Raw genomic sequence first — 21526 nt, forward strand, 5'->3', positions numbered from 1 at the left:
GCCCTGTGGGAGAAGGTCGGGCTGAGGGCATCAGGCCGCACAAAGACTTAAATCTCGACCTGCGTTCCCAGCTCAATCACGCGGTTAGGCGGGATCTCAAACTGGTCAGGCGCGCGCAGGGCGTTACGCTGCAGGATCAGGTACAGCTTGCCGCGCAGGCGCAGATACCACGGGCGCTTGCCGATGATCAGCGACTCGTGCGACATAAAGAACGACGTCTCCATCATCCGGCAGCTCAACCCTTCCAGACCGCAGCGGTGGAACACCTCTTCCACGTTAGGCGTTTCGCGCCAGCCGTAGCTTGCCACCACGCGCCAGAAGGTCGGGGACAGCTGCTCAATCTGAACGCGACGCACGTTGTGAACGTACGGCGCATCTTCTGTACGTAGCGTCAGCAGGATCACGCGCTCGTGCAGAACCTTGTTGTGCTTGAGGTTATGCATTAGCGCGAACGGGATTACATTCAGGGCACGAGACATATAAACCGCGGTGCCCGGCACGCGAACCGGCGGTGATTTCTCCAGCGATGCGATCATCGCCTCAAGAGAATTGCCGTGCTCGTGCATGCGGCGCAGCAGACGGAAGCGCTCGCTCTTCCACGTGGTCATGACAATGAACATCACCAGGCCCAGCGTCAGCGGCAGCCAGCCGCCGGAGACAATCTTGTCGAGGTTGGCAGAGAACAGCGGCACGTCGATGCACAGGAAGCCCACCAGAATCATCGCCACGAGGAATTTATTCCAGTGCCAGTTTCGGTACGCCACCGTGGTGGAGAGAAGCGACGTCAGCACCATAGTACCTGTGACCGCAATACCGTAGGCCGCGGCCAGGTTACTGGAGTGCTCGAAGCTGACAATCACAATCACAACAGCAAAATAGAGCAGCCAGTTAACGAACGGGATGTAGATCTGGCCCGACTCCATTTCTGAAGTATGGATGATGCGCATTGGCGAGAGATAGCCCAGACGAACGGCCTGACGGGTCAAAGAGAACACCCCGGAAATCACCGCCTGAGAGGCAATAACGGTCGCCAGCGTGGCCAGAATGAGCATCGGCACCAGCGCCCAGTCAGGCGCCAGCAGGAAGAACGGGTTCTTAATCGCTTCCGGGTTCTTAAGCAGCAGCGCGCCCTGACCGAAGTAGTTCAGCACCAGCGAAGGGAGCACCACAATAAACCATGCCACGCGGATCGGCAGTTTTCCGAAGTGCCCCATGTCAGCATACAGCGCTTCCACACCGGTGATGGAGAGCACGACCGCCCCCAGCGCCACGAAGGAAACCACTTTGTATTCCAGGAAGAAATGCACCGCCCAGTAAGGGTTTAGCGCATGCAGCACGTCCGGATTCGCGATAATGCTGCGTAAGCCGAGCGCCGCCAGGATCACGAACCAGGCCAGCATAATCGGCGCAAACAGTTTGCCCACCAGCCCGGTACCGTGTTTCTGGATCATGAACAGCAGCGTCAGGACAATTATGGCCAGCGGAACCACCCATGAATCGAGCTGTGGCGCGATAATTTCCAGCCCCTCTATCGCCGAGAGCACTGAGATAGCCGGTGTTATCACCACTTCCCCATAGAAGAAGCTACCGCCAATCAGGCCGATAATCACCAGCACGGACGTCATTCTGGCCGAGGTATTGCGACCGGCAAGAGACATCAGGGTCAGGATCCCGCCTTCGCCCGCGTTATCTGCACGCATAACGAAGGAGAGATATTTAACGGAAACGACCAGGATCAGCAGCCAGAAGATGAGGGACAGGAAGCCAAACACGGCATCGCGCTCAACACCAAAGCCAAACTGGCCGGACAAACATTCACGAAGCGTATAAAGCGGGCTGGTGCCGATATCACCGTAGACAACCCCGATCGCCGCAAGCGTAATTGCGGGTAATGATTGCTTATTATCAGTGCTCATAGACTAGTCTTTTCGTTTAAATAACAAATGTGTTCCTGTCCCTTGGTCCACAAAAAGCGCACAGTATGCACGATTCATTGCAAAATCGTACCCCTAAATGCAACCGCATTAATGTAGCGCAAAGAAAATTGCGCCGCACTTCAGCCTATTACCAGCCCTGACTGAAACGTCTATACTCGCTTCAATTGGCCGCCACAACGGCGAAAGGATGCAAAACTATTATGGCTCACTCACATTTATTAGCAGAAAGAATTTCCCGCCTCAGCAGCGCGCTGGAGAAAGGCCTTTACGAGCGTAGCCACGCCATTCGCCTTTGCCTGCTGGCGGCGCTGAGCGGTGAAAGCGTGTTTCTGCTGGGTCCGCCGGGCATTGCTAAAAGTTTGATTGCACGCCGCCTGAAGTTCGCTTTTCAGAACGCCCGTGCATTTGAATATTTGATGACGCGCTTCTCCACCCCCGAAGAAGTTTTCGGCCCGCTTTCTATTCAGGCACTGAAGGACGAGGGGCGCTATGAGCGTCTGACGGCGGGCTATCTTCCGGAAGCGGAAATCGTCTTTCTCGATGAGATCTGGAAAGCCGGCCCGGCCATTCTGAACACCCTGCTGACGGCAATTAACGAACGTCGTTTCCGCAACGGGGCCAGTGAAGAGAAAATCCCCATGCGCCTGCTGGTGGCCGCGTCAAACGAACTGCCCGAAGCAGACAGCAGCCTGGAAGCGCTGTATGACCGTATGCTGATCCGCCTGTGGCTGGATAAAGTACAGGATAAATCAAACTTCCGCTCCATGCTGGTGAGCCAGCAGGATGAGAACGAAAACCCGGTGGCTGCGTCACTGCAGGTGACGGACGAGGAGTACCATCAGTGGCAGGAAGAGATCGGCAAAATAAAACTGCCCGATGCCGTTTTTGAGCTGATCTTCATGCTGCGCCAGCAGCTTGATTTACTGCCTTCCGCCCCGTATGTCTCTGACCGTCGCTGGAAAAAAGCGATCCGTCTCCTCCAGGCCAGCGCGCTGTTCAGCGGTCGCGACGCGGTCGCCCCTATCGATCTGATCCTGCTAAAAGACTGCCTCTGGCACGACGCAGAAGGCATGAACCTGATGCAGCAGCAGCTGGACGTTTTGATGACCGGACACGCCTGGGGGCAGCAGGCGATGCTCAACCAACTGGGGGCGATTGCCCAACGGCGCTTACAGCTCCAACAGCAGCAAAGCGATAAAACCGCGCTTAAAGTGAATCGCCTGGGGGGCATGTTCGCCCGCAAACCGCATTACGAGCTACCCGCCGATCTGACCGGCACGACGCTGACATTGCTGCTCCAGCAGCCGCTCAAGCTGCATGATATGCAGGTGGTGCACATTACGATTGAGCGCGAGCCGCTGGCGCAGTGGCTGGATAAGGGCGGAGAGATCCGCGGTAAGCTCAACGGCATCGGTTTCGCGCAGCCACTGAGTATGGAAGTGGACAGCAGTCAGCACCTGGTGATCCGCGACGTGAGCCTTCAGGGATCGCGTCTTGCGCTTCCCGGCACCGCCTCTGACAGCGTGCCGGAAGAGATCAAACAGCAGCTGGAAGCGCTGGATACCGAATGGCACCAGCAGCACACCCGCTTCAGCGAGCAGCAAAAATGCCTCTTTATTCATAGCGACTGGTTAGGCCGCATTGAAGCCAGCCTGCAGGACGTCAGCGCGCAGATCAAACAGGCACGGCAATGCTAACGCTGGACACGCTCAACGTCATGCTGGCGGTCAGCGAGGAAGGGTTAATTGAGGAGGTGGTGATAACACTTCTGGCGTCCCCACAGCTGGCGGCGTTTTTTGAAAAATTCCCGAAGCTCAAAAAAGCAATGACGGACGATCTCCCGCGCTGGCGCGATAACCTGCGTCAGCGGTTTAAGGAGACGGAAGTCCCGCCAGAACTGACGGAGGAAGTCGCAGCCTATCAGCAGTGCCAGCGGCTATCGACGCCGCAGTTTATCGTCCAGATCCCGCAAACCCTGGCGCTGCTCGATAAAGTCCACTCTCCGTTTGCCAGCCAGGCCAGAACGCTGGTCACGGAAAACGCCACCATTACTCCGGCGCTGCACACGCTATTTTTACAGCGCTGGCGCCTGAGCCTGGTCGTCCAGGCCACCTCGCTGAACCAACAGCTGCTGGATGAAGAGCGCGAGCAGCTGCTCAGTGAAGTCCAGGAACGTATGACCCTGAGCGGTCAGCTCGAAGAGGTGCTGGTAGAAAATGAAAACGCCGCCGGTCGCCTCTGGGATATGAGCGCCGGACAGCTGCGGCGCGGGGATTATCAGCTGATCGTGAAGTACGGCGACTTTTTAACCCAGCAGCCGGAGCTGATGAAACTCGCGGAACAGTTGGGTCGGTCCAGGGAGGCAAAGTCTGTCCCAAAGAAGGATGCCCCAATGGAAACCTTCCGCACCCTGGTACGCGAACCGGCCACCGTGCCGGAACAGGTCGACGGACTTCAGCAAAGCGACGACATCCTGCGCCTGCTGCCCACGGAGCTAAGCACGCTGGGAATGACCGAACTGGAGTATGAGTTTTACCGTCGGCTGGTGGAAAAACAGCTTCTCACCTATCGACTGCACGGCGAAGCCTGGCGCGAGAAGCTAAGCCAGCGCCCTGTCGTTCATCAGGATTTTGATGAACAGCCGCGCGGGCCGTTTATTGTTTGCGTGGATACGTCCGGCTCAATGGGCGGTTTTAACGAGCAGTGTGCGAAGGCGTTCTGTCTGGCGCTGATGCGCGTGGCGCTCGCCGATCGCCGTCGCTGCTTTATCATGCTCTTCTCCAGCGAAGTCGTGGGCTATGAGCTGACGAACCAGCAGGGCATCGAGCAGGCCATCCGCTTTTTAAGCCAGCGTTTTCGCGGCGGCACCGATCTGGCCAGCTGTTTTCGAAGCATTGTGGAGCGTATGCAGGGCGGCGACTGGTACGACGCTGACGCAGTAGTGATTTCAGATTTTATTGCCCAGCGGCTGCCGGATGATGTGGTAAATAAAGTGAAGGAGCTGCAGCGGGTGCATCAGCACCGTTTTCATGCGGTTGCGATGTCCGCCCATGGAAAGCCCGGCATCATGCGCATCTTCGATCATATCTGGCGCTTTGATACCGGGTTGCGGAGCCGCCTGCTCAGACGCTGGCGACGTTAATTAAAGAAGAGAACCGACGCTTTCACGAACCTGCTGCGGCCAGACTCCACACTGCACCTGACCGATATGGGACAGCTGCAGCAGCAGCATGGTCAGACGGGACTGGCCGATACCGCCGCCAATCGTCTGAGGCATTTCGCCGCGCAGCAGCGCCTGGTGCCACTCGAGTTTAAGACGATCTTCATCACCGGTCACCGCCAGCTGGCGCTTCAGCGCGTCAGCATCCACGCGGATCCCCATAGAAGAGAGCTCAAACGCATCTTCCAGAACCGGGTTCCAGACCAGAATATCGCCGTTCAGACCGGCATATTCGCTTTCGGCCACGGTGCTCCAGTCATCATAATCCGGCGCACGAACGTCGTGACGCTTGCCATCAGACAGTTTACCGCCGATGCCAATCAGAAATACCGCGCCCAGCTCTTTGGCGATCGCCCGCTCGCGGCCTTTGGCATCCAGATCCGGAAAACGGCTCAGCAGTTCCTGGCTGTGGACAAAGTGGATCGTTTCCGGCAGGAACGGTGCCAGACCAAACTCTTTGCTCACGGCCGCTTCGGTCGCTTTGATCCCGGCGTAGATCGCCTCAACGGTCGATTTCAGCGTGCCGACGTGGCGTTCACCATCTCCCATTACGCGCTCCCAGTCCCACTGGTCAACGTAGACAGAGTGAATCGGGGAGAGACGGTCTTCATCGGGGCGAAGAGCTTTCATGTGCGTGTAAAGCCCTTCGCCCGCGCTGAAGTCGTGTTGTCCCAGGGTTTGACGCTTCCACTTCGCCAGTGAATGAACCACTTCGAACTGTGCGTCAGGCAATGTTTTCACTTTCACCTGTACCGCTTTTTCGCATCCAGACAAGTTATCCTGCGTCCCGTCACCCACGCGGCTCAGAATTGGCGCCTGAACTTCAATAAGACCAAGCTTCTCTTCCAGCTGGCGGGAAAAATGGGATTTTACGAAACTGATCTGGCGTTGTTTTGCGATGTAAGCGGTTTTCATTATTTATACTCCTGCGTCCTGTTGGTAATGATTAAGCAACAGAACCGGCACTTAATTCAATAACTCACCAACAAAAAGCCACCTTCACTTTTGATTCGTTAAAATAAGACGCTAGAATAGAGGTATTCATTAATCTTCATAAGAAAAAGCTATGGAAAATTATCAGATCGACAATCTGGACCGCGGCATTCTGGAGGCCTTAATGGCCAATGCCCGTACAGCCTACGCCGAACTGGCAAAACAGTTTGGCGTCAGCCCGGGAACCATTCACGTTCGCGTAGAGAAAATGAAGCAGGCAGGGATCATTACCGGCGCGCGCATTGACGTCAGCCCGAAGCAGCTGGGTTACGACGTCTGCTGCTTCATCGGCATTATTCTTAAAAGCGCAAAAGACTACCCCTCCGCGCTGGCGAAGCTTAACGCGCTCGATGAAGTCACCGAGGCGTACTACACCACCGGGCACTACAGCATCTTTATAAAGGTGATGTGCCGATCCATCGATGCTCTCCAGCAGGTACTTATCAACAAGATCCAAACAATCGATGAAATTCAGTCCACCGAGACACTGATCTCCCTGCAAAACCCGATCATGCGTACCATCCGCCCGTGATCGGGCAAATTCATTCCCACATTTTCCACAGGTAGATCCCAGCTCGTTCACAGCGTACAATGATCCCCTCTTTATCTGAGCGAGCGATCAATGGCGGACATTACCCTTATCAGCGGCAGCACCCTTGGCGGTGCGGAATATGTAGCGGAACACCTGGCTGAGAAGCTGGAAGATGCGGGCTTTTCCACGGAAACCCTGCATGGGCCGCTGCTTGAAGATCTCCCGAATGACGGGGTCTGGCTGCTGATCACCTCCACGCACGGCGCGGGCGATCTGCCGGATAACCTGCAACCTTTATATGACGAACTGCTTGAACAGCAGCCCGACCTGTCAAACGTCCGTTTTGGCGCGGTGGGGATCGGCAGTCGTGAATATGACACCTTCTGCGGGGCAATAGAGAAAGTCGAAGCCGCTGTTACCTCTTGTGGGGCAAAACAGCTGGGTGAAACGCTCAAGATCAACATCCTCGATCATGACATTCCGGAGGATCCGGCCGAGATCTGGCTCGCGGAATGGAAAAATTTACTCAAAAACGATTAAAGATCGCGCGAACAGATGTGGATAACTCTGGTTAAAAGCTCGTATTAACCCGTAGTTATCCAAATAACAACCGTGGCTTAGTTTTTAGCCTGTGTATAAACTCGCGATCTGATCCCAGCTTATACGGTCCAGGATCACCGATCATTCACAGCAAACGATCCTTCCTAACTGCATGATCTTATTTGCGGGATCGGACTTATCCACATGGGTCCGCGATCCTAATAAGAGATCACAATAGAACAGATCTCTAAATAAAAAGATCTTCTTTTTAATAGCCCAGGATCCCAATGCTTTCTCGAAAGACTAAAGTTGAGTAGAATCCACGGCCCGGGCTTCAATCCATTTTCATACCGCTTTACGCGAGGCAGACCACCATGTTTTATCAGGATCCTTTTGACGTCATCATCATTGGCGGGGGTCACGCAGGCACTGAGGCCGCAATGGCCGCAGCGCGTATGGGTCAGCAGACCCTGCTTTTGACACACAATATCGACACGCTGGGACAGATGTCCTGTAATCCGGCGATTGGCGGCATTGGGAAAGGACACCTGGTAAAAGAAGTGGATGCACTTGGCGGCCTGATGGCGAAAGCGATCGATCGGGCTGGCATCCAGTTTAGGATACTAAACGCAAGTAAAGGCCCCGCTGTTCGTGCCACCCGTGCACAGGCAGACCGCGTGCTTTACCGTCAGGCCGTACGCACCGCACTGGAGAACCAGCCGAACCTGATGATCTTCCAGCAGGCGGTAGAAGATCTTATCGTTGAAAACGATCGCGTTGTGGGCGCCGTGACCCAGATGGGCCTCAAGTTCCGTGCTAAAGCCGTAGTGCTGACAGTCGGGACATTCCTGGACGGCAAAATTCATATCGGTCTGGATAACTACAGCGGTGGCCGTGCCGGCGATCCGCCGTCTATTCCACTGTCTCGTCGTCTGCGTGAGCTGCCGCTGCGCGTTAGCCGCCTGAAAACCGGTACGCCGCCGCGTATTGATGCGCGGACCATTGATTTCAGCGTGCTGGCGCAACAGCACGGTGATAACCCTATGCCGGTCTTCTCGTTCATGGGCAACGCGGCGCAGCATCCGCAGCAGGTACCGTGCTACATCACGCATACCAACGAGAAAACCCACGACGTGATCCGCAATAACCTCGATCGCAGCCCCATGTACGCTGGCGTGATCGAAGGGATAGGCCCACGCTACTGCCCGTCGATCGAAGACAAAGTGATGCGCTTTGCCGATCGTAACCAGCACCAGATCTTCCTGGAGCCGGAAGGGCTGACCTCAAACGAAATTTACCCGAACGGCATCTCCACCAGCCTGCCGTTCGACGTGCAGATGCAGATTGTTCGCTCAATGCAGGGGATGGAGAATGCGAAAATCGTTCGCCCTGGCTACGCTATTGAGTACGATTTCTTCGACCCGCGTGACCTGAAGCCGACGCTGGAGAGCAAATTCATCCACGGTCTGTTCTTCGCGGGCCAGATTAACGGCACCACCGGCTACGAAGAAGCCGCAGCGCAGGGTTTGCTGGCCGGTCTGAATGCCGCTCGCTTCTCTGCCGAGAAAGAGGGATGGGCGCCGGCGCGTTCTCAGGCCTATCTGGGCGTGCTGGTTGACGATCTGTGCACCCTGGGCACCAAAGAACCGTACCGTATGTTTACCTCTCGCGCGGAATATCGTCTGATGCTGCGCGAGGACAACGCCGACCTGCGTCTGACCGAGATGGGCCGCGAGCTGGGTCTGGTGGATGACGAACGCTGGGCGCGCTTCAACGAGAAGCTGGAGCGTATTGAACAGGAACGCCAGCGCCTGAAAACCACGTGGGTAAATCCGCAGGCGGAAACTGCTGCCGAAGTGAACGCTCACTTAACTGCGCCACTCTCGCGGGAAGCCAGCGGCGAAGATCTGCTGCGTCGTCCGGAAGTGACCTATGAGAATCTGGTGAAACTTACCGCGTTCGCCCCGGGTCTTGAAGACGCGGAAGCCGCTGAACAGGTCGAAATACAGGTGAAGTACGAAGGTTACATCGCGCGTCAGCAGGATGAGATCGAAAAACAGCAGCGCAACGAAAACACGCTGCTTCCGGAAATGCTGGACTACCGTCAGGTGACAGGCCTGTCCAACGAAGTGATCGCTAAGCTGAACGATCACAAACCGGTGTCTATTGGCCAGGCTTCACGGATCTCCGGCGTCACGCCTGCCGCGATTTCGATTCTGCTGGTGTGGCTGAAAAAGCAGGGTATGTTGCGCCGCAGCGCATAATTGCAGTCGTTTTGGCGGGTGGCGCTTTGCTTACCCGCCCAACATCGTTCGTAGGCCCGGTAAGCGTTAGCGCCACCGGGCAAATTGTTTCTAAACAGGTATTCACCGTGCTCAATAAACTCTCTCGTCTGCTGGATCAGGCAGGTATTTCGCTCACCGATCACCAGAAAAACCAGCTGGTGGCGTATGTCGATATGCTGAACAAATGGAATAAAGCGTACAACCTGACGTCTGTTCGCGACCCCAACGAGATGCTGGTACGCCATATTCTCGACAGCATCGTGGTCGCGCCGTATCTGAAAGGTGAGCGTTTTATCGACGTGGGGACGGGGCCTGGTTTACCGGGCGTTCCGCTGTCGATTGTCCGACCTGAGAGCCATTTCACGCTGCTGGACAGCCTGGGCAAGCGCGTGCGCTTTTTACGTCAGGTCCAGCATGAACTTAAGCTGGATAACATCACGCCCGTACAGAGCAGGGTAGAGGAGTTCCCGGCGGAGCCACCGTTTGACGGCGTTATCAGCCGCGCATTTGCTTCGCTCAATGACATGGTGAGCTGGTGTAAGCATCTGCCGGCAATCGATGGCCGTTTTTATGCGCTTAAAGGACAGCTGCCCGGTGATGAAATTGAACAGCTTCCGGACGGTTTTAGCGTTGAAACCATCGAGAAATTAAACGTTCCTCAGCTCGATGGTGAACGTCATCTGGTGATAATTAAGCCAAACAATTTTTAAAAAATTAATAAAAAATGTGGAATTTGTGCTGTTCTGAGCATGTTAAAAAACAGCACAACTACCCGGGATTTATCAGAGAGCATTTAACCACTTTTTCACTATGGGTTTTCTTGCAGTTAACCTCGCGCTGATTATTCATCGTGAAGATAGTCAACTATGAAAATATCAGCCTGCTAAAAGTGGAAGACTGTAACCAGAACGCAATGTTAAATATTTATTAAGAATGTCAATAAAAGGTTTATATTGTGTACGGGGCTGTTTTGAAAATAGTTGCGATATTTTATCTTTAATTTCAGAAAGATAATTCTGGGCGAATTACGGCTTTGATAAATACAACCTTATCGCAAATGTGTGTTTTGTGATCTCGTGCACGCTTTGTAGTCAACGTTTTCGCGCTGTTTGCAGTTTTGCTCGAAGGTCGATGCTTTCTACGAAAGTTAAAAAATAGCGGTGGGGAAAAATATTTAAACATTTATTCACCTTTTCGCTACTTAATGTTTGAAATCACGGGTACGCACCGTATAATTTGTCCGCTTTTTGATGCTTGACTCTGAGCCTTAAAGGACGTTTTATACGACACGCGGCATACCTCGAAGGGAGCAGGAGTAAAAACGTGATGTCTGTGTCGCTCTTGAGTAGAAACGTTGCTCGTAAGCTTCTGTTCATTCAGTTTCTGGCTGTGATAGCAAGTGGACTGCTGTTTAGCCTCAAAGACCCCTTCTGGGGCATCTCCGCCGTGTGCGGGGGTTTGGCGGTCGTGCTGCCAAACGTGTTGTTTATGATTTTTGCCTGGCGTCATCAGGCGCATACACCCGCCAAAGGCCGCGTGGCCTGGTCCTTCGCCCTCGGCGAAGTGTGTAAGGTGTTGCTGACCTTTGCTCTACTGGTGATGGCGCTGGCGGTTTTGAAAGTGGTATTCATGCCGCTGATAGCAACGTGGGTTTTGGTGCTGGTGGTACAAGTTCTGGCTCCAGCTGTAATCAATAACAAAGGGTAAAAGGCATCATGGCTTCAGAAAATATGACGCCGCAGGATTACATAGGTCACCATCTGAATAACCTTCAGCTGGACCTGCGTACATTCTCGCTGGTGGATCCACATAACCCCCCGGCCACCTTCTGGACGATCAACATCGACTCCATGTTCTTCTCGGTGGTTTTGGGTCTTCTGTTCCTGGCCATGTTCCGCAGCGTTGCTAAAAAAGCGACCAGCGGTGTTCCAGGGAAATTCCAGACGTTCGTTGAGATGATCATCGGCTTCGTCCATGGCAGCGTGAAAGATATGTACCATGGTAAGAGCAAGCTGATTGCTCCGCTGGCCCTGACCGTGTTCGTTTGGGTCTTCCTGATGAACCTGATGGACCTGCTGCCAATTGACCTGCTGCCGTTCATCGGCGAGCACATCTTCGGCCTGCCTGCGCTGCGTGTGGTACCGTCCGCGGACGTGAACATCACCCTGTCGATGGCGCTGGGCGTGTTTATCCTGATTCTTTTCTACAGCATCAAAATGAAAGGCGTAAGCGGCTTTGTGAAAGAGCTTACCTTGCAGCCGTTCAACCACTGGGCGTTTATTCCGGTCAACCTGATCCTGGAAGGCGTTAGCCTGCTGTCCAAACCTGTTTCACTGGGTCTGCGACTGTTCGGCAACATGTATGCGGGTGAGCTGATTTTCATTCTGATCGCGGGTCTTCTGCCGTGGTGGTCACAGTGGATTCTTAATGTGCCGTGGGCCATTTTCCACATCCTGATCATTACGCTGCAAGCCTTTATCTTCATGGTTCTGACGATCGTCTATCTGTCGATGGCGTCTGAAGAGCACTGATTTTTTACCAACACTACTACGTTTTAATTGAAACAAACTGGAGACTGTCATGGAAAACCTGAATATGGATCTGCTGTACATGGCTGCCGCTGTGATGATGGGTCTGGCGGCTATCGGTGCTGCGATCGGTATCGGCATCCTCGGAGGTAAATTCCTGGAAGGCGCAGCGCGTCAACCTGATCTGATTCCTCTGCTGCGTACTCAGTTCTTTATCGTTATGGGTCTGGTGGATGCAATCCCAATGATCGCTGTAGGTCTGGGTCTGTACGTGATGTTTGCTGTCGCGTAGTAGTTGTTTTAAAACCCCAAGCCACAGAAATTTAAGAGGTATTGTGCTGTGAACATGAACGCAACAATCCTCGGCCAGGCCATCGCGTTTATTCTCTTTGTCTGGTTCTGCATGAAGTATGTATGGCCGCCTTTAATGGCTGCCATCGAAAAACGTCAGAAAGAAATTGCTGACGGTCTGGCTTCCGCAGAACGCGCTAAGAAAGATTTGGACCTTGCACAGGCCAACGCGACAGACCAGCTGAAAAAAGCGAAAGCTGAAGCTCAGGTAATCATTGAACAGGCTAACAAACGCCGTTCTCAGATCCTGGACGAAGCCAAAGCTGAAGCAGAACAGGAACGTACTAAGATCGTGACACAGGCTCAGGCTGAAATTGAAGCTGAGCGTAAACGTGCTCGTGAAGAACTGCGTAAGCAGGTTGCGATTCTGGCTGTTGCTGGCGCCGAGAAGATCATCGAACGTTCCGTGGATGAAGCTGCTAACAGCGACATCGTGGACAAACTTGTCGCTGAACTGTAAGGAGGGAGGGGCTGATGTCTGAATTTGTTACGGTAGCTCGCCCCTACGCCAAAGCAGCTTTTGACTTTGCTGTCGAACACCAAAATGTCGATCGCTGGCAGAATATGCTGGCGTTTGCCGCTGAGGTGACGAAAAACGAACAAATGGCCGAGTTGCTTTCCGGTGCGTTAGCACCTGAAACCCTCGCCGCGTCGTTTATCGCCGTGTGCGGAGAGCAACTGGATGCCAACGGCCAGAACCTGATTAAGGTGATGGCAGAAAATGGTCGTCTCCGTGTGCTCCCGGATGTTCTCGAGCAGTTTGAGCACTTACGTGCCCTTAGTGAAGCTACTGCAGAAGTCGAAGTGACTTCCGCGACTGAACTGAGTGACGAACAGCTTGCGAAAATTACCGCCGCGATGGAAAAACGTCTGTCACGCAAAGTTAAGCTGAATTGCAAAATCGATAAGTCTGTAATGGCAGGCGTAATCATCCGCTCGGGTGATATGGTCATTGATGGCAGCGTACGCGGCCGTCTTGAGCGCCTTGCAGACGTCTTGCAGTCTTAAGGGGACTGGAGCATGCAACTGAATTCCACCGAAATCAGCGAACTGATCAAGCAGCGCATTGCTCAGTTCAGTGTTGTGAGTGAAGCTCACAACGAAGGTACTATTGTTTCTGTAAGTGACGGTGTTATCCGCATCCACGGCCTGGCCGATTGTATGCAGGGTGAGATGATTTCCCTGCCGGGTAACCGTTACGCTATCGCACTGAACCTGGAGCGCGACTCCGTAGGTGCAGTTGTGATGGGTCCATACGCTGACCTCGCCGAAGGCATGAAGGTTAAGTGTACTGGCCGTATTCTGGAAGTGCCGGTTGGCCGTGGCCTGCTGGGTCGCGTTGTTAACACCCTGGGTGCGCCAATCGACGGTAAAGGTCCGGTTGAGCACGATGGCTTCTCCCCAATCGAAGTTATCGCACCGGGCGTTATCGACCGTCAGTCCGTTGATCAGCCAGTGCAGACTGGTTATAAGTCCGTTGACGCCATGATCCCAATCGGTCGTGGTCAGCGTGAACTGATCATCGGTGACCGTCAGACCGGTAAAACCGCGATGGCAATCGACGCCATCATCAACCAGCGTGACTCCGGCATCAAATGTGTGTACGTGGCTATCGGCCAGAAAGCGTCCACCATTTCTAACGTGGTTCGTAAACTGGAAGAGCACGGCGCGCTGTCTAACACCATCGTTGTTGTGGCTACCGCTTCTGAATCTGCTGCACTGCAATACCTGGCTCCATACGCCGGTTGTGCAATGGGCGAATACTTCCGTGACCGCGGTGAAGATGCGCTGATCGTATACGATGACCTGTCTAAACAGGCTGTTGCTTATCGTCAGGTTTCCCTGCTGCTCCGTCGTCCACCAGGACGTGAAGCATTCCCGGGCGACGTATTCTACCTCCACTCTCGTCTGCTGGAGCGTGCTTCCCGCGTTAACGCGGAATACGTCGAGAACTTCACCAAAGGTGAAGTGAAGGGTAAAACAGGTTCTCTGACCGCGCTGCCGATCATTGAAACCCAGGCGGGTGACGTTTCTGCGTTCGTTCCGACCAACGTAATCTCCATTACCGATGGTCAGATCTTCCTGGAAACCAACCTGTTTAACTCCGGTATTCGTCCGGCGGTTAACCCGGGTATCTCCGTATCCCGTGTGGGTGGTGCTGCTCAGACCAAGATCATCAAGAAACTGTCCGGTGGTATCCGTACCGCGCTGGCACAGTATCGTGAACTGGCTGCGTTCTCTCAGTTCGCATCCGATCTGGACGAAGCAACCCGTAAACAGCTGAGCCACGGTCAGAAAGTGACCGAACTGCTGAAGCAGAAACAGTACGCTCCAATGTCTGTTGCTCAGCAGGGCCTGGTACTGTTCGCGGCTGAACGCGGTTACCTCGAAGATGTGGAACTGGCGAAAATCGGTAGCTTCGAAGCCGCTCTGCTGGCTTACGTCGACCGTGATCACGCTCCGCTGATGCAAGAGATCAACCAGACCGGTGGCTATAACGACGAAATCGAAGGCAAGCTGAAAGCTATCCTCGATTCCTTCAAAGCAACCCAATCCTGGTAATCGTCCGGCGGCTTGTCTCAGGGCAAGCCGCCTGGCATTGAGGAGAAGCTCATGGCCGGCGCAAAAGAGATACGTAGTAAGATCGCAAGCGTCCAGAACACGCAAAAGATCACTAAAGCGATGGAGATGGTCGCCGCTTCCAAAATGCGTAAATCGCAGGATCGCATGGCGGCCAGCCGTCCTTATGCAGAGACCATGCGCAAAGTGATTGGTCACCTTGCAAACGGTAATCTGGAATATAAGCACCCTTACCTGGAAGAACGCGACGTTAAGCGCGTGGGCTACCTGGTGGTGTCGACTGACCGTGGTCTGTGTGGCGGCTTGAACATTAACCTGTTCAAAAAACTGCTGGCGGATATGAAAGGCTGGTCTGATAAAGGCGTTCAGTGCGATCTGGCACTGATTGGCTCTAAAGGCGTCTCTTTCTTTAACTCCGTTGGTGGCAACATTGTCGCTCAGGTGACCGGTATGGGTGATAACCCGTCCCTGTCTGAACTGATCGGCCCGGTTAAAGTGATGTTGCAGGCCTACGATGAAGGCCGCCTGGACAGACTGTACGTTGTCAGCAACAAATTCATTAACACCATGTCTCAGGTTCCAACGCTCACTCAGATGCTGCCGTTACCGGCATCAGAAGATGACGAGCTGAAGCAGAAAGCCTGGGATTACCTGTATGAACCCGATCCGAAACCGCTGCTGGATACCCTGCTGCGTCGTTACGTTGAATCTCAGGTTTATCAGGGCGTTGTAGAAAACCTGGCCAGCGAGCAGGCCGCACGAATGGTGGCGATGAAAGCCGCGACCGATAATGGCGGCAGCCTGATTAAAGAGCTGCAGTTGGTTTACAACAAAGCTCGTCAGGCCAGCATTACTCAGGAACTCACCGAGATCGTCTCGGGGGCCGCCGCGGTTTAACCAGGTTTACGAATTACGTAGAGGATTCAAGATGGCTACTGGAAAGATTGTCCAGGTAATCGGCGCCGTGGTGGACGTCGAGTTCCCTCAGGACGCCGTACCACGCGTGTACGACGCGCTTGAGGTACAGAATGGTAACGAGAGCCTGGTGCTGGAAGTTCAGCAGCAGCTCGGCGGCGGTATCGTGCGTACCATCGCGATGGGTTCTTCCGACGGTCTGCGTCGTGGTCTGGAAGTTAAAGACCTTGAGCATCCGATCGAAGTCCCGGTAGGTAAAGCAACACTGGGTCGTATCATGAACGTATTGGGTCAGCCAATCGACATGAAGGGCGACATCGGTGAAGAAGAGCGTTGGGCTATCCACCGCGCGGCACCTTCCTACGAAGAGCTGTCCAGCTCTCAGGAACTGCTGGAAACCGGTATCAAAGTTATCGACCTGATGTGTCCGTTTGCGAAGGGCGGTAAAGTTGGTCTGTTCGGTGGTGCGGGTGTAGGTAAAACCGTAAACATGATGGAGCTGATCCGTAACATCGCGATCGAGCACTCCGGTTACTCCGTGTTTGCGGGTGTAGGTGAACGTACTCGTGAGGGTAACGACTTCTACCACGAAATGACCGACTCCAACGTTCTGGACAAAGTATCCCTGGTTTACGGCCAGATGAACGAGCCACCAGGAAACCGTCTGCGCGTTGCGCTGACTGGCCTGACGATGGCTGAGAAATTCCGTGACGAAGGCCGTGACGTTCTGCTGTTCGTTGATAACATCTATCGTTACACCCTGGCCGGTACGGAAGTATCTGCACTGCTGGGTCGTATGCCTTCAGCGGTAGGCTACCAGCCGACCCTGGCGGAAGAGATGGGTGTTCTTCAGGAACGTATCACCTCTACCAAAACCGGTTCTATCACCTCCGTTCAGGCGGTATACGTACCTGCGGATGACTTGACTGACCCATCTCCAGCAACCACCTTTGCGCACTTAGACGCAACCGTGGTACTGAGCCGTCAGATCGCGTCTCTGGGTATCTACCCGGCCGTTGACCCGCTGGACTCCACCAGTCGTCAGCTGGATCCACTGGTTGTTGGTCAGGAACACTACGACACCGCGCGTGGCGTACAGTCCCTGCTGCAGCGTTACCAGGAACTGAAAGACATCATCGCCATCCTGGGTATGGATGAACTGTCTGAAGAAGACAAACTGGTGGTAGCACGTGCGCGTAAGATCCAGCGCTTCCTGTCCCAGCCGTTCTTCGTTGCGGAAGTATTCACCGGTTCTCCGGGTAAATACGTTTCCCTGAAAGACACCATCCGTGGCTTTAAAGGCATCATGGAAGGCGAATACGATCACCTGCCAGAGCAGGCGTTCTACATGGTTGGTTCCATCGAAGAAGCCGTGGAAAAAGCCAAAAAACTTTAACGCCTTAATCGGAGGGTGATATGGCAATGACTTACCACCTGGACGTCGTCAGCGCAGAGCAACAAATGTTCTCTGGTCTGGTCGAGAAAATCCAGGTAACGGGTAGTGAAGGTGAACTGGGTATTTTCCCGGGTCACGCACCGCTGCTCACCGCCATTAAGCCTGGTATGATCCGCATCGTTAAACAGTTCGGTCACGAAGAGTTTATCTATCTGTCCGGCGGCATTCTTGAAGTGCAGCCTGGCAGTGTGACCGTTCTGGCCGATACCGCTATTCGTGGCCAGGATCTCGACGAAGCGCGAGCCCTGGAATCGAAGCGTAAGGCTGAAGAGCACATTAGCAGCTCTCATGGTGACGTGGATTACGCTCAGGCGTCTGCGGAGCTGGCCAAAGCGATCGCGAAACTGCGCGTTATCGAGTTGACCAAAAAAGCGATGTAACACCGGCTTGAAAAGCACAAAAGCCAGTCTGGATACCAGGCTGGCTTTTTTTTTCATCCTTAATTCATGATGAAAAAGATGTAGAATTTTAGGCATCAAACGTTTTTACTTCTCACTCAAACTACCGTCAGGATGCGTATGTCAAACAGTGCGATGAGCGTAGTGATCCTTGCCGCTGGCAAAGGTACCCGCATGTATTCCGATCTGCCTAAAGTGCTTCACACGCTGGCAGGAAAGCCAATGGTGCAGCATGTTATTGATGCAGCAAATGAATTGGGCGCTCGTCAGGTAAACCTGGTCTATGGCCACGGTGGCGATTTGCTGAAAAAGACGCTGTGTGACGACAAGCTCAACTGGGTGCTTCAGGCCGAACAGTTGGGTACAGGCCATGCGATGCAGCAGGCGGCTCCATTCTTTGCCGATGACGAAGATATCCTGATGCTGTACGGCGACGTCCCGCTGATCTCCGTTGAAACTCTGACCCGCCTGCGTGAAGCTAAACCTCAGGGCGGTATCGGCCTTCTCACCGTCGTACTGGACGACCCGAGCGGCTATGGCCGCATCACCCGTGAAAATGGCAAGGTTACCGGCATCGTTGAACACAAAGATGCCAGCGAAGAACAGCGCCAGATCCCGGAAATTAACACCGGTATCCTGATTGCCAATGGCGCGGACATGAAGCGCTGGCTATCGCAGCTCAACAACAACAACGCGCAGGGTGAGTACTACATCACCGACATCATTGCGATGGCGTACCAGGAAGGACGTGAGATTGCGGCGGTTCATCCGGCGCGTATTAGCGAAACCGAAGGGGTGAATAACCGTCTTCAGCTTTCCCGCCTGGAGCGCGTGTATCAGTCAGAACAGGCCGAAAAACTGCTGCTGGCGGGCGTGATGCTGCGCGATCCGGCGCGTTTCGATCTGCGCGGCACCGTGTCTCACGGGCGCGACGTTGAGATCGATACTAACGTTATCCTTGAAGGCAACGTTACGCTGGGTAACCGCGTCAAAATTGGCGCCGGCTGTGTGATTAAAAACAGCGTCATCGGTGACGACTGCGAAATCAGCCCGTACAGCGTGGTGGAAGATGCCCGTCTGGATGCCGCCTGTACCATCGGCCCGTTTGCGCGTCTGCGCCCGGGTGCTGAGCTGCTGGAAGGCGCGCACGTGGGCAACTTCGTGGAAATGAAAAAAGCGCGTCTGGGTAAAGGCTCGAAAGCCGGTCATTTGACCTATCTGGGCGACGCGGAGATTGGCGACAACGTGAACATTGGTGCAGGGACCATTACCTGTAACTATGACGGTGCCAATAAGTTTAAAACCATCATCGGTGATGATGTGTTTGTCGGTTCCGATACACAGCTGGTGGCACCGGTTACCGTGGGTAACGGGGTAACGATTGCCGCCGGAACAACCGTTACGCGCGATATCGCCGATAACGAGCTGGTATTAAGCCGTGTGCCGCAGGTACACAAGCAGGGCTGGAAACGCCCGGTGAAGAAGAAGTAACAACAATATACACCCCTCACCCTGACCCTCTCCCCATAGGGGAGAGGGGAATTGAACGGTGCGGTGTTTTTCTCCCTCGCCCCTTTGGGGAGAGGGTCGGGGTGAGGGGATAACATAATCCTCCCCCCACAGGCAGTACCCATAAAAATAACCCCACTCTCTACAAGGCTCGGGGCGCCCGGAAAGGGCAAATACAGGTCAGCGACAACGCAGGCATCATGCCTAAATTCGGAATCTAAAATATGTGTGGAATTGTTGGCGCAGTTGCGCAGCGTGATATTGCTGAAATCCTTCTCGAAGGTTTACGTCGTCTGGAATACCGTGGTTACGACTCTGCCGGTCTGGCTGTCGTGGATGCAGAAGGGCACATGACCCGCCTGCGTCGCCTCGGTAAAGTGCAGATGCTGGCTCAGGCCGCGGAAGAACATCCGCTGCACGGTGGTACCGGTATCGCGCACACCCGTTGGGCGACGCACGGCGAACCGTCTGAAGGTAACGCGCACCCGCATGTGTCTGAACACATTGTGGTGGTGCACAACGGCATTATCGAAAACCACGAACCGCTGCGCGAAGAACTGAAAGCGCGCGGCTATACCTTCGTCTCTGAAACTGACACCGAAGTGATTGCTCACCTGGTGCACTGGGAGCTGGCACAGGGCGGTACGCTGCGTGATGCGGTGCTGCGCGCTATCCCTCAGCTGCGCGGTGCGTACGGTACGGTGATCATGGACTCACGCGATCCATCCACGCTGCTGGCAGCGCGTTCCGGTAGCCCGATGGTTATCGGTCTGGGCATGGGTGAAAACTTTATCGCCTCCGATCAGCTGGCACTCCTGCCGGTCACCCGTCGCTTTATCTTCCTGGAAGAGGGGGATATTGCGGAAGTGACTCGCCGCAGCGTGACCGTCTTCGACACCAAAGGCGAGCAGGTGAAGCGTCAGGAGATCGAATCGAATCTGCAGTACGACGCGGGCGACAAAGGCGCTTACCGTCACTACATGCAGAAAGAGATCTACGAGCAGCCAAACGCCATCAAAAACACCCTGACCGGGCGCATCAGCCACGGTGAAGTTGATCTGAGCGAGCTGGGGGCAAACGCGAACGAACTGCTCGGCAAGGTCGAGCATATTCAGATCGTGGCCTGCGGCACCTCCTACAACTCCGGTATGGTCTCTCGCTACTGGTTTGAATCCCTGGCGGGCGTGCCGTGCGACGTGGAAATCGCGTCTGAGTTCCGCTATCGCAAGTCTGCGGTGCGTCGCAACAGCCTGATGATCACACTTTCTCAGTCCGGCGAAACGGCGGATACGCTGGCGGCGCTGCGTCTGTCTAAAGAACTGGGTTACCTGGGCTCGCTGGCCATCTGTAACGTCCCAGGCTCATCCCTGGTGCGTGAATCCGATCTGGCGCTGATGACGAAAGCGGGCACCGAAATCGGCGTAGCTTCCACCAAAGCGTTTACCACTCAGCTGACCGTTCTGCTGATGCTGGTGGCGAAGCTGGCGCGTCTGAAAGGCGAAGATGCTTCCGTTGAGCATGACATTGTTCACGGCCTGCAGGCGCTGCCGAGCCGTATTGAGCAGATGCTGTCTCAGGACAAACGCATTGAAGCGCTGGCGGAAGATTTCTCTGACAAACATCACGCTCTGTTCCTGGGGCGTGGCGATCAGTATCCAATTGCGCTGGAAGGCGCGCTGAAGCTGAAAGAGATCTCCTACATCCACGCAGAAGCCTACGCGGCAGGCGAGCTGAAACACGGCCCGCTGGCGCTGATTGACGCGGATATGCCGGTCATCGTTGTGGCACCGAACAACGAACTGCTGGAAAAACTGAAGTCTAACATCGAAGAAGTTCGCGCCCGCGGCGGCGTTCTGTACGTCTTCGCCGACAAAGATGCCGGTTTTGTCAGCAACGACAACATGCACATCATTGAGATGCCGCACGTGGAAGAGGTGATTGCACCGATCTTCTACACCGTTCCGCTGCAGCTGCTGGCCTATCACGTGGCGCTGATCAAAGGCACCGACGTTGACCAGCCGCGTAACCTGGCGAAATCCGTTACCGTAGAATAATCCTTCCAGGCTCCACTATCAGGTGGAGCCTTTTTTAATGACAATCTGTCATTTTCAGCTATTTTTTCAGTGTCACATAAAGAAAATATTACTGAAACCCTGCCGTCATGTTCTAAGTTAACTTATTGATAAATATATATAGTTTTCTTTTTCTTTAAGTGAAATCTCCATTGTCATAAAACTGTCATAATTCGTACATTTATCTGTCACCTGTTTGTCCTATTTTGC

At 54.2% G+C, this 21526-nt stretch carries 19 protein-coding genes; 17 read left to right on the forward strand and 2 right to left on the reverse strand.

What is annotated here, in order from left to right; all coding sequences use genetic code 11:
• Positions 1 to 47: 47 nt before the first annotated feature.
• Complete coding sequence (gene kup, locus V1603_RS02870; RefSeq protein WP_116343672.1) at positions 48 to 1916, reverse strand: low affinity potassium transporter Kup; 1869 nt, start codon at positions 1914 to 1916, stop codon at positions 48 to 50.
• A gap of 221 nt (positions 1917 to 2137) precedes the next feature.
• Here kup and ravA point away from each other — a divergent pair, with 221 nt between their 5' ends.
• Together ravA and viaA are read left to right on the forward strand one after the other, a co-directional pair.
• Positions 2138 to 3634: an ATPase RavA gene (gene ravA / locus V1603_RS02875; RefSeq protein ID WP_233003446.1), complete on the forward strand. Its 1497-nt coding sequence runs from the start codon at positions 2138 to 2140 to the stop codon at positions 3632 to 3634.
• Positions 3628 to 5079, forward strand: a complete 1452-nt coding sequence (viaA, locus tag V1603_RS02880) for an ATPase RavA stimulator ViaA (protein WP_116343670.1) — start codon at positions 3628 to 3630, stop codon at positions 5077 to 5079. The genes ravA and viaA overlap by 7 nt, the downstream gene beginning before the upstream one ends.
• Here the strand turns inward: viaA and asnA are convergent, their stop codons facing one another.
• Complete coding sequence (gene asnA, locus V1603_RS02885) at positions 5080 to 6072, reverse strand: aspartate--ammonia ligase (protein ID WP_116343669.1); 993 nt, start codon at positions 6070 to 6072, stop codon at positions 5080 to 5082.
• A 151-nt stretch (positions 6073 to 6223) separates the two neighbouring features.
• Between asnA and asnC the strand changes: the two genes are divergently transcribed.
• From asnC to glmS, 15 genes are all read left to right on the forward strand, one after another.
• On the forward strand, positions 6224 to 6682 hold the full coding sequence (gene asnC, locus V1603_RS02890; protein WP_008500198.1) for a transcriptional regulator AsnC: 459 nt from the start codon (positions 6224 to 6226) through the stop codon (positions 6680 to 6682).
• A gap of 90 nt (positions 6683 to 6772) precedes the next feature.
• Positions 6773 to 7222, forward strand: a complete 450-nt coding sequence (mioC, locus tag V1603_RS02895) for an FMN-binding protein MioC (RefSeq protein WP_116343668.1) — start codon at positions 6773 to 6775, stop codon at positions 7220 to 7222.
• Positions 7223 to 7596: 374 nt separating this feature from the next.
• Positions 7597 to 9486 (forward strand): tRNA uridine-5-carboxymethylaminomethyl(34) synthesis enzyme MnmG, encoded by a 1890-nt coding sequence (gene mnmG, locus V1603_RS02900; protein WP_032644275.1) that lies wholly within the window; start codon positions 7597 to 7599, stop codon positions 9484 to 9486.
• Positions 9487 to 9593: 107 nt separating this feature from the next.
• The gene (gene rsmG / locus V1603_RS02905) at positions 9594 to 10217 is read left to right on the forward strand and encodes a 16S rRNA (guanine(527)-N(7))-methyltransferase RsmG (RefSeq protein WP_395313965.1); all 624 of its coding nucleotides are present in this window, start codon (positions 9594 to 9596) and stop codon (positions 10215 to 10217) included.
• A gap of 616 nt (positions 10218 to 10833) precedes the next feature.
• Positions 10834 to 11214, forward strand: a complete 381-nt coding sequence (atpI, locus tag V1603_RS02910; RefSeq protein WP_008500194.1) for a F0F1 ATP synthase subunit I — start codon at positions 10834 to 10836, stop codon at positions 11212 to 11214.
• Positions 11215 to 11222: 8 nt separating this feature from the next.
• Complete coding sequence (gene atpB / locus V1603_RS02915) at positions 11223 to 12038, forward strand: F0F1 ATP synthase subunit A (RefSeq protein WP_014881883.1); 816 nt, start codon at positions 11223 to 11225, stop codon at positions 12036 to 12038.
• 49 nt (positions 12039 to 12087) lie between these two features.
• Positions 12088 to 12327, forward strand: a complete 240-nt coding sequence (gene atpE / locus V1603_RS02920) for a F0F1 ATP synthase subunit C (protein WP_000429386.1) — start codon at positions 12088 to 12090, stop codon at positions 12325 to 12327.
• A 48-nt stretch (positions 12328 to 12375) separates the two neighbouring features.
• A complete protein-coding gene (atpF, locus tag V1603_RS02925) occupies positions 12376 to 12846 on the forward strand; it encodes a F0F1 ATP synthase subunit B (RefSeq protein ID WP_003862370.1) in 471 nt (156 codons plus the stop codon).
• Positions 12847 to 12860: 14 nt separating this feature from the next.
• Positions 12861 to 13394, forward strand: a complete 534-nt coding sequence (gene atpH, locus V1603_RS02930; RefSeq protein ID WP_003862369.1) for a F0F1 ATP synthase subunit delta — start codon at positions 12861 to 12863, stop codon at positions 13392 to 13394.
• A 12-nt stretch (positions 13395 to 13406) separates the two neighbouring features.
• Entirely contained in the window at positions 13407 to 14948 is a 1542-nt protein-coding gene (gene atpA / locus V1603_RS02935; RefSeq protein WP_006808751.1) for a F0F1 ATP synthase subunit alpha, read from the forward strand.
• Between the two features lie 51 nt (positions 14949 to 14999).
• Entirely contained in the window at positions 15000 to 15863 is an 864-nt protein-coding gene (atpG, locus tag V1603_RS02940; protein WP_003862364.1) for a F0F1 ATP synthase subunit gamma, read from the forward strand.
• Between the two features lie 31 nt (positions 15864 to 15894).
• Positions 15895 to 17277 carry a F0F1 ATP synthase subunit beta gene (gene atpD / locus V1603_RS02945; protein ID WP_003862362.1) on the forward strand — a complete coding sequence of 461 codons (1383 nt, stop codon included), beginning with the start codon at positions 15895 to 15897 and terminating at the stop codon, positions 17275 to 17277.
• Between the two features lie 20 nt (positions 17278 to 17297).
• Positions 17298 to 17717, forward strand: a complete 420-nt coding sequence (locus V1603_RS02950) for a F0F1 ATP synthase subunit epsilon (RefSeq protein WP_006177560.1) — start codon at positions 17298 to 17300, stop codon at positions 17715 to 17717.
• 138 nt (positions 17718 to 17855) lie between these two features.
• Positions 17856 to 19226 carry a bifunctional UDP-N-acetylglucosamine diphosphorylase/glucosamine-1-phosphate N-acetyltransferase GlmU gene (gene glmU, locus V1603_RS02955; RefSeq protein WP_395313473.1) on the forward strand — a complete coding sequence of 457 codons (1371 nt, stop codon included), beginning with the start codon at positions 17856 to 17858 and terminating at the stop codon, positions 19224 to 19226.
• Between the two features lie 242 nt (positions 19227 to 19468).
• Entirely contained in the window at positions 19469 to 21298 is a 1830-nt protein-coding gene (glmS, locus tag V1603_RS02960) for a glutamine--fructose-6-phosphate transaminase (isomerizing) (protein WP_153657026.1), read from the forward strand.
• Positions 21299 to 21526 lie beyond the last annotated feature (228 nt).

The organism is Enterobacter sp. ECC-219 (genome assembly GCF_043966805.1).
GTDB classification, from domain to species: Bacteria; Pseudomonadota; Gammaproteobacteria; order Enterobacterales; family Enterobacteriaceae; genus Enterobacter; species Enterobacter cloacae_N.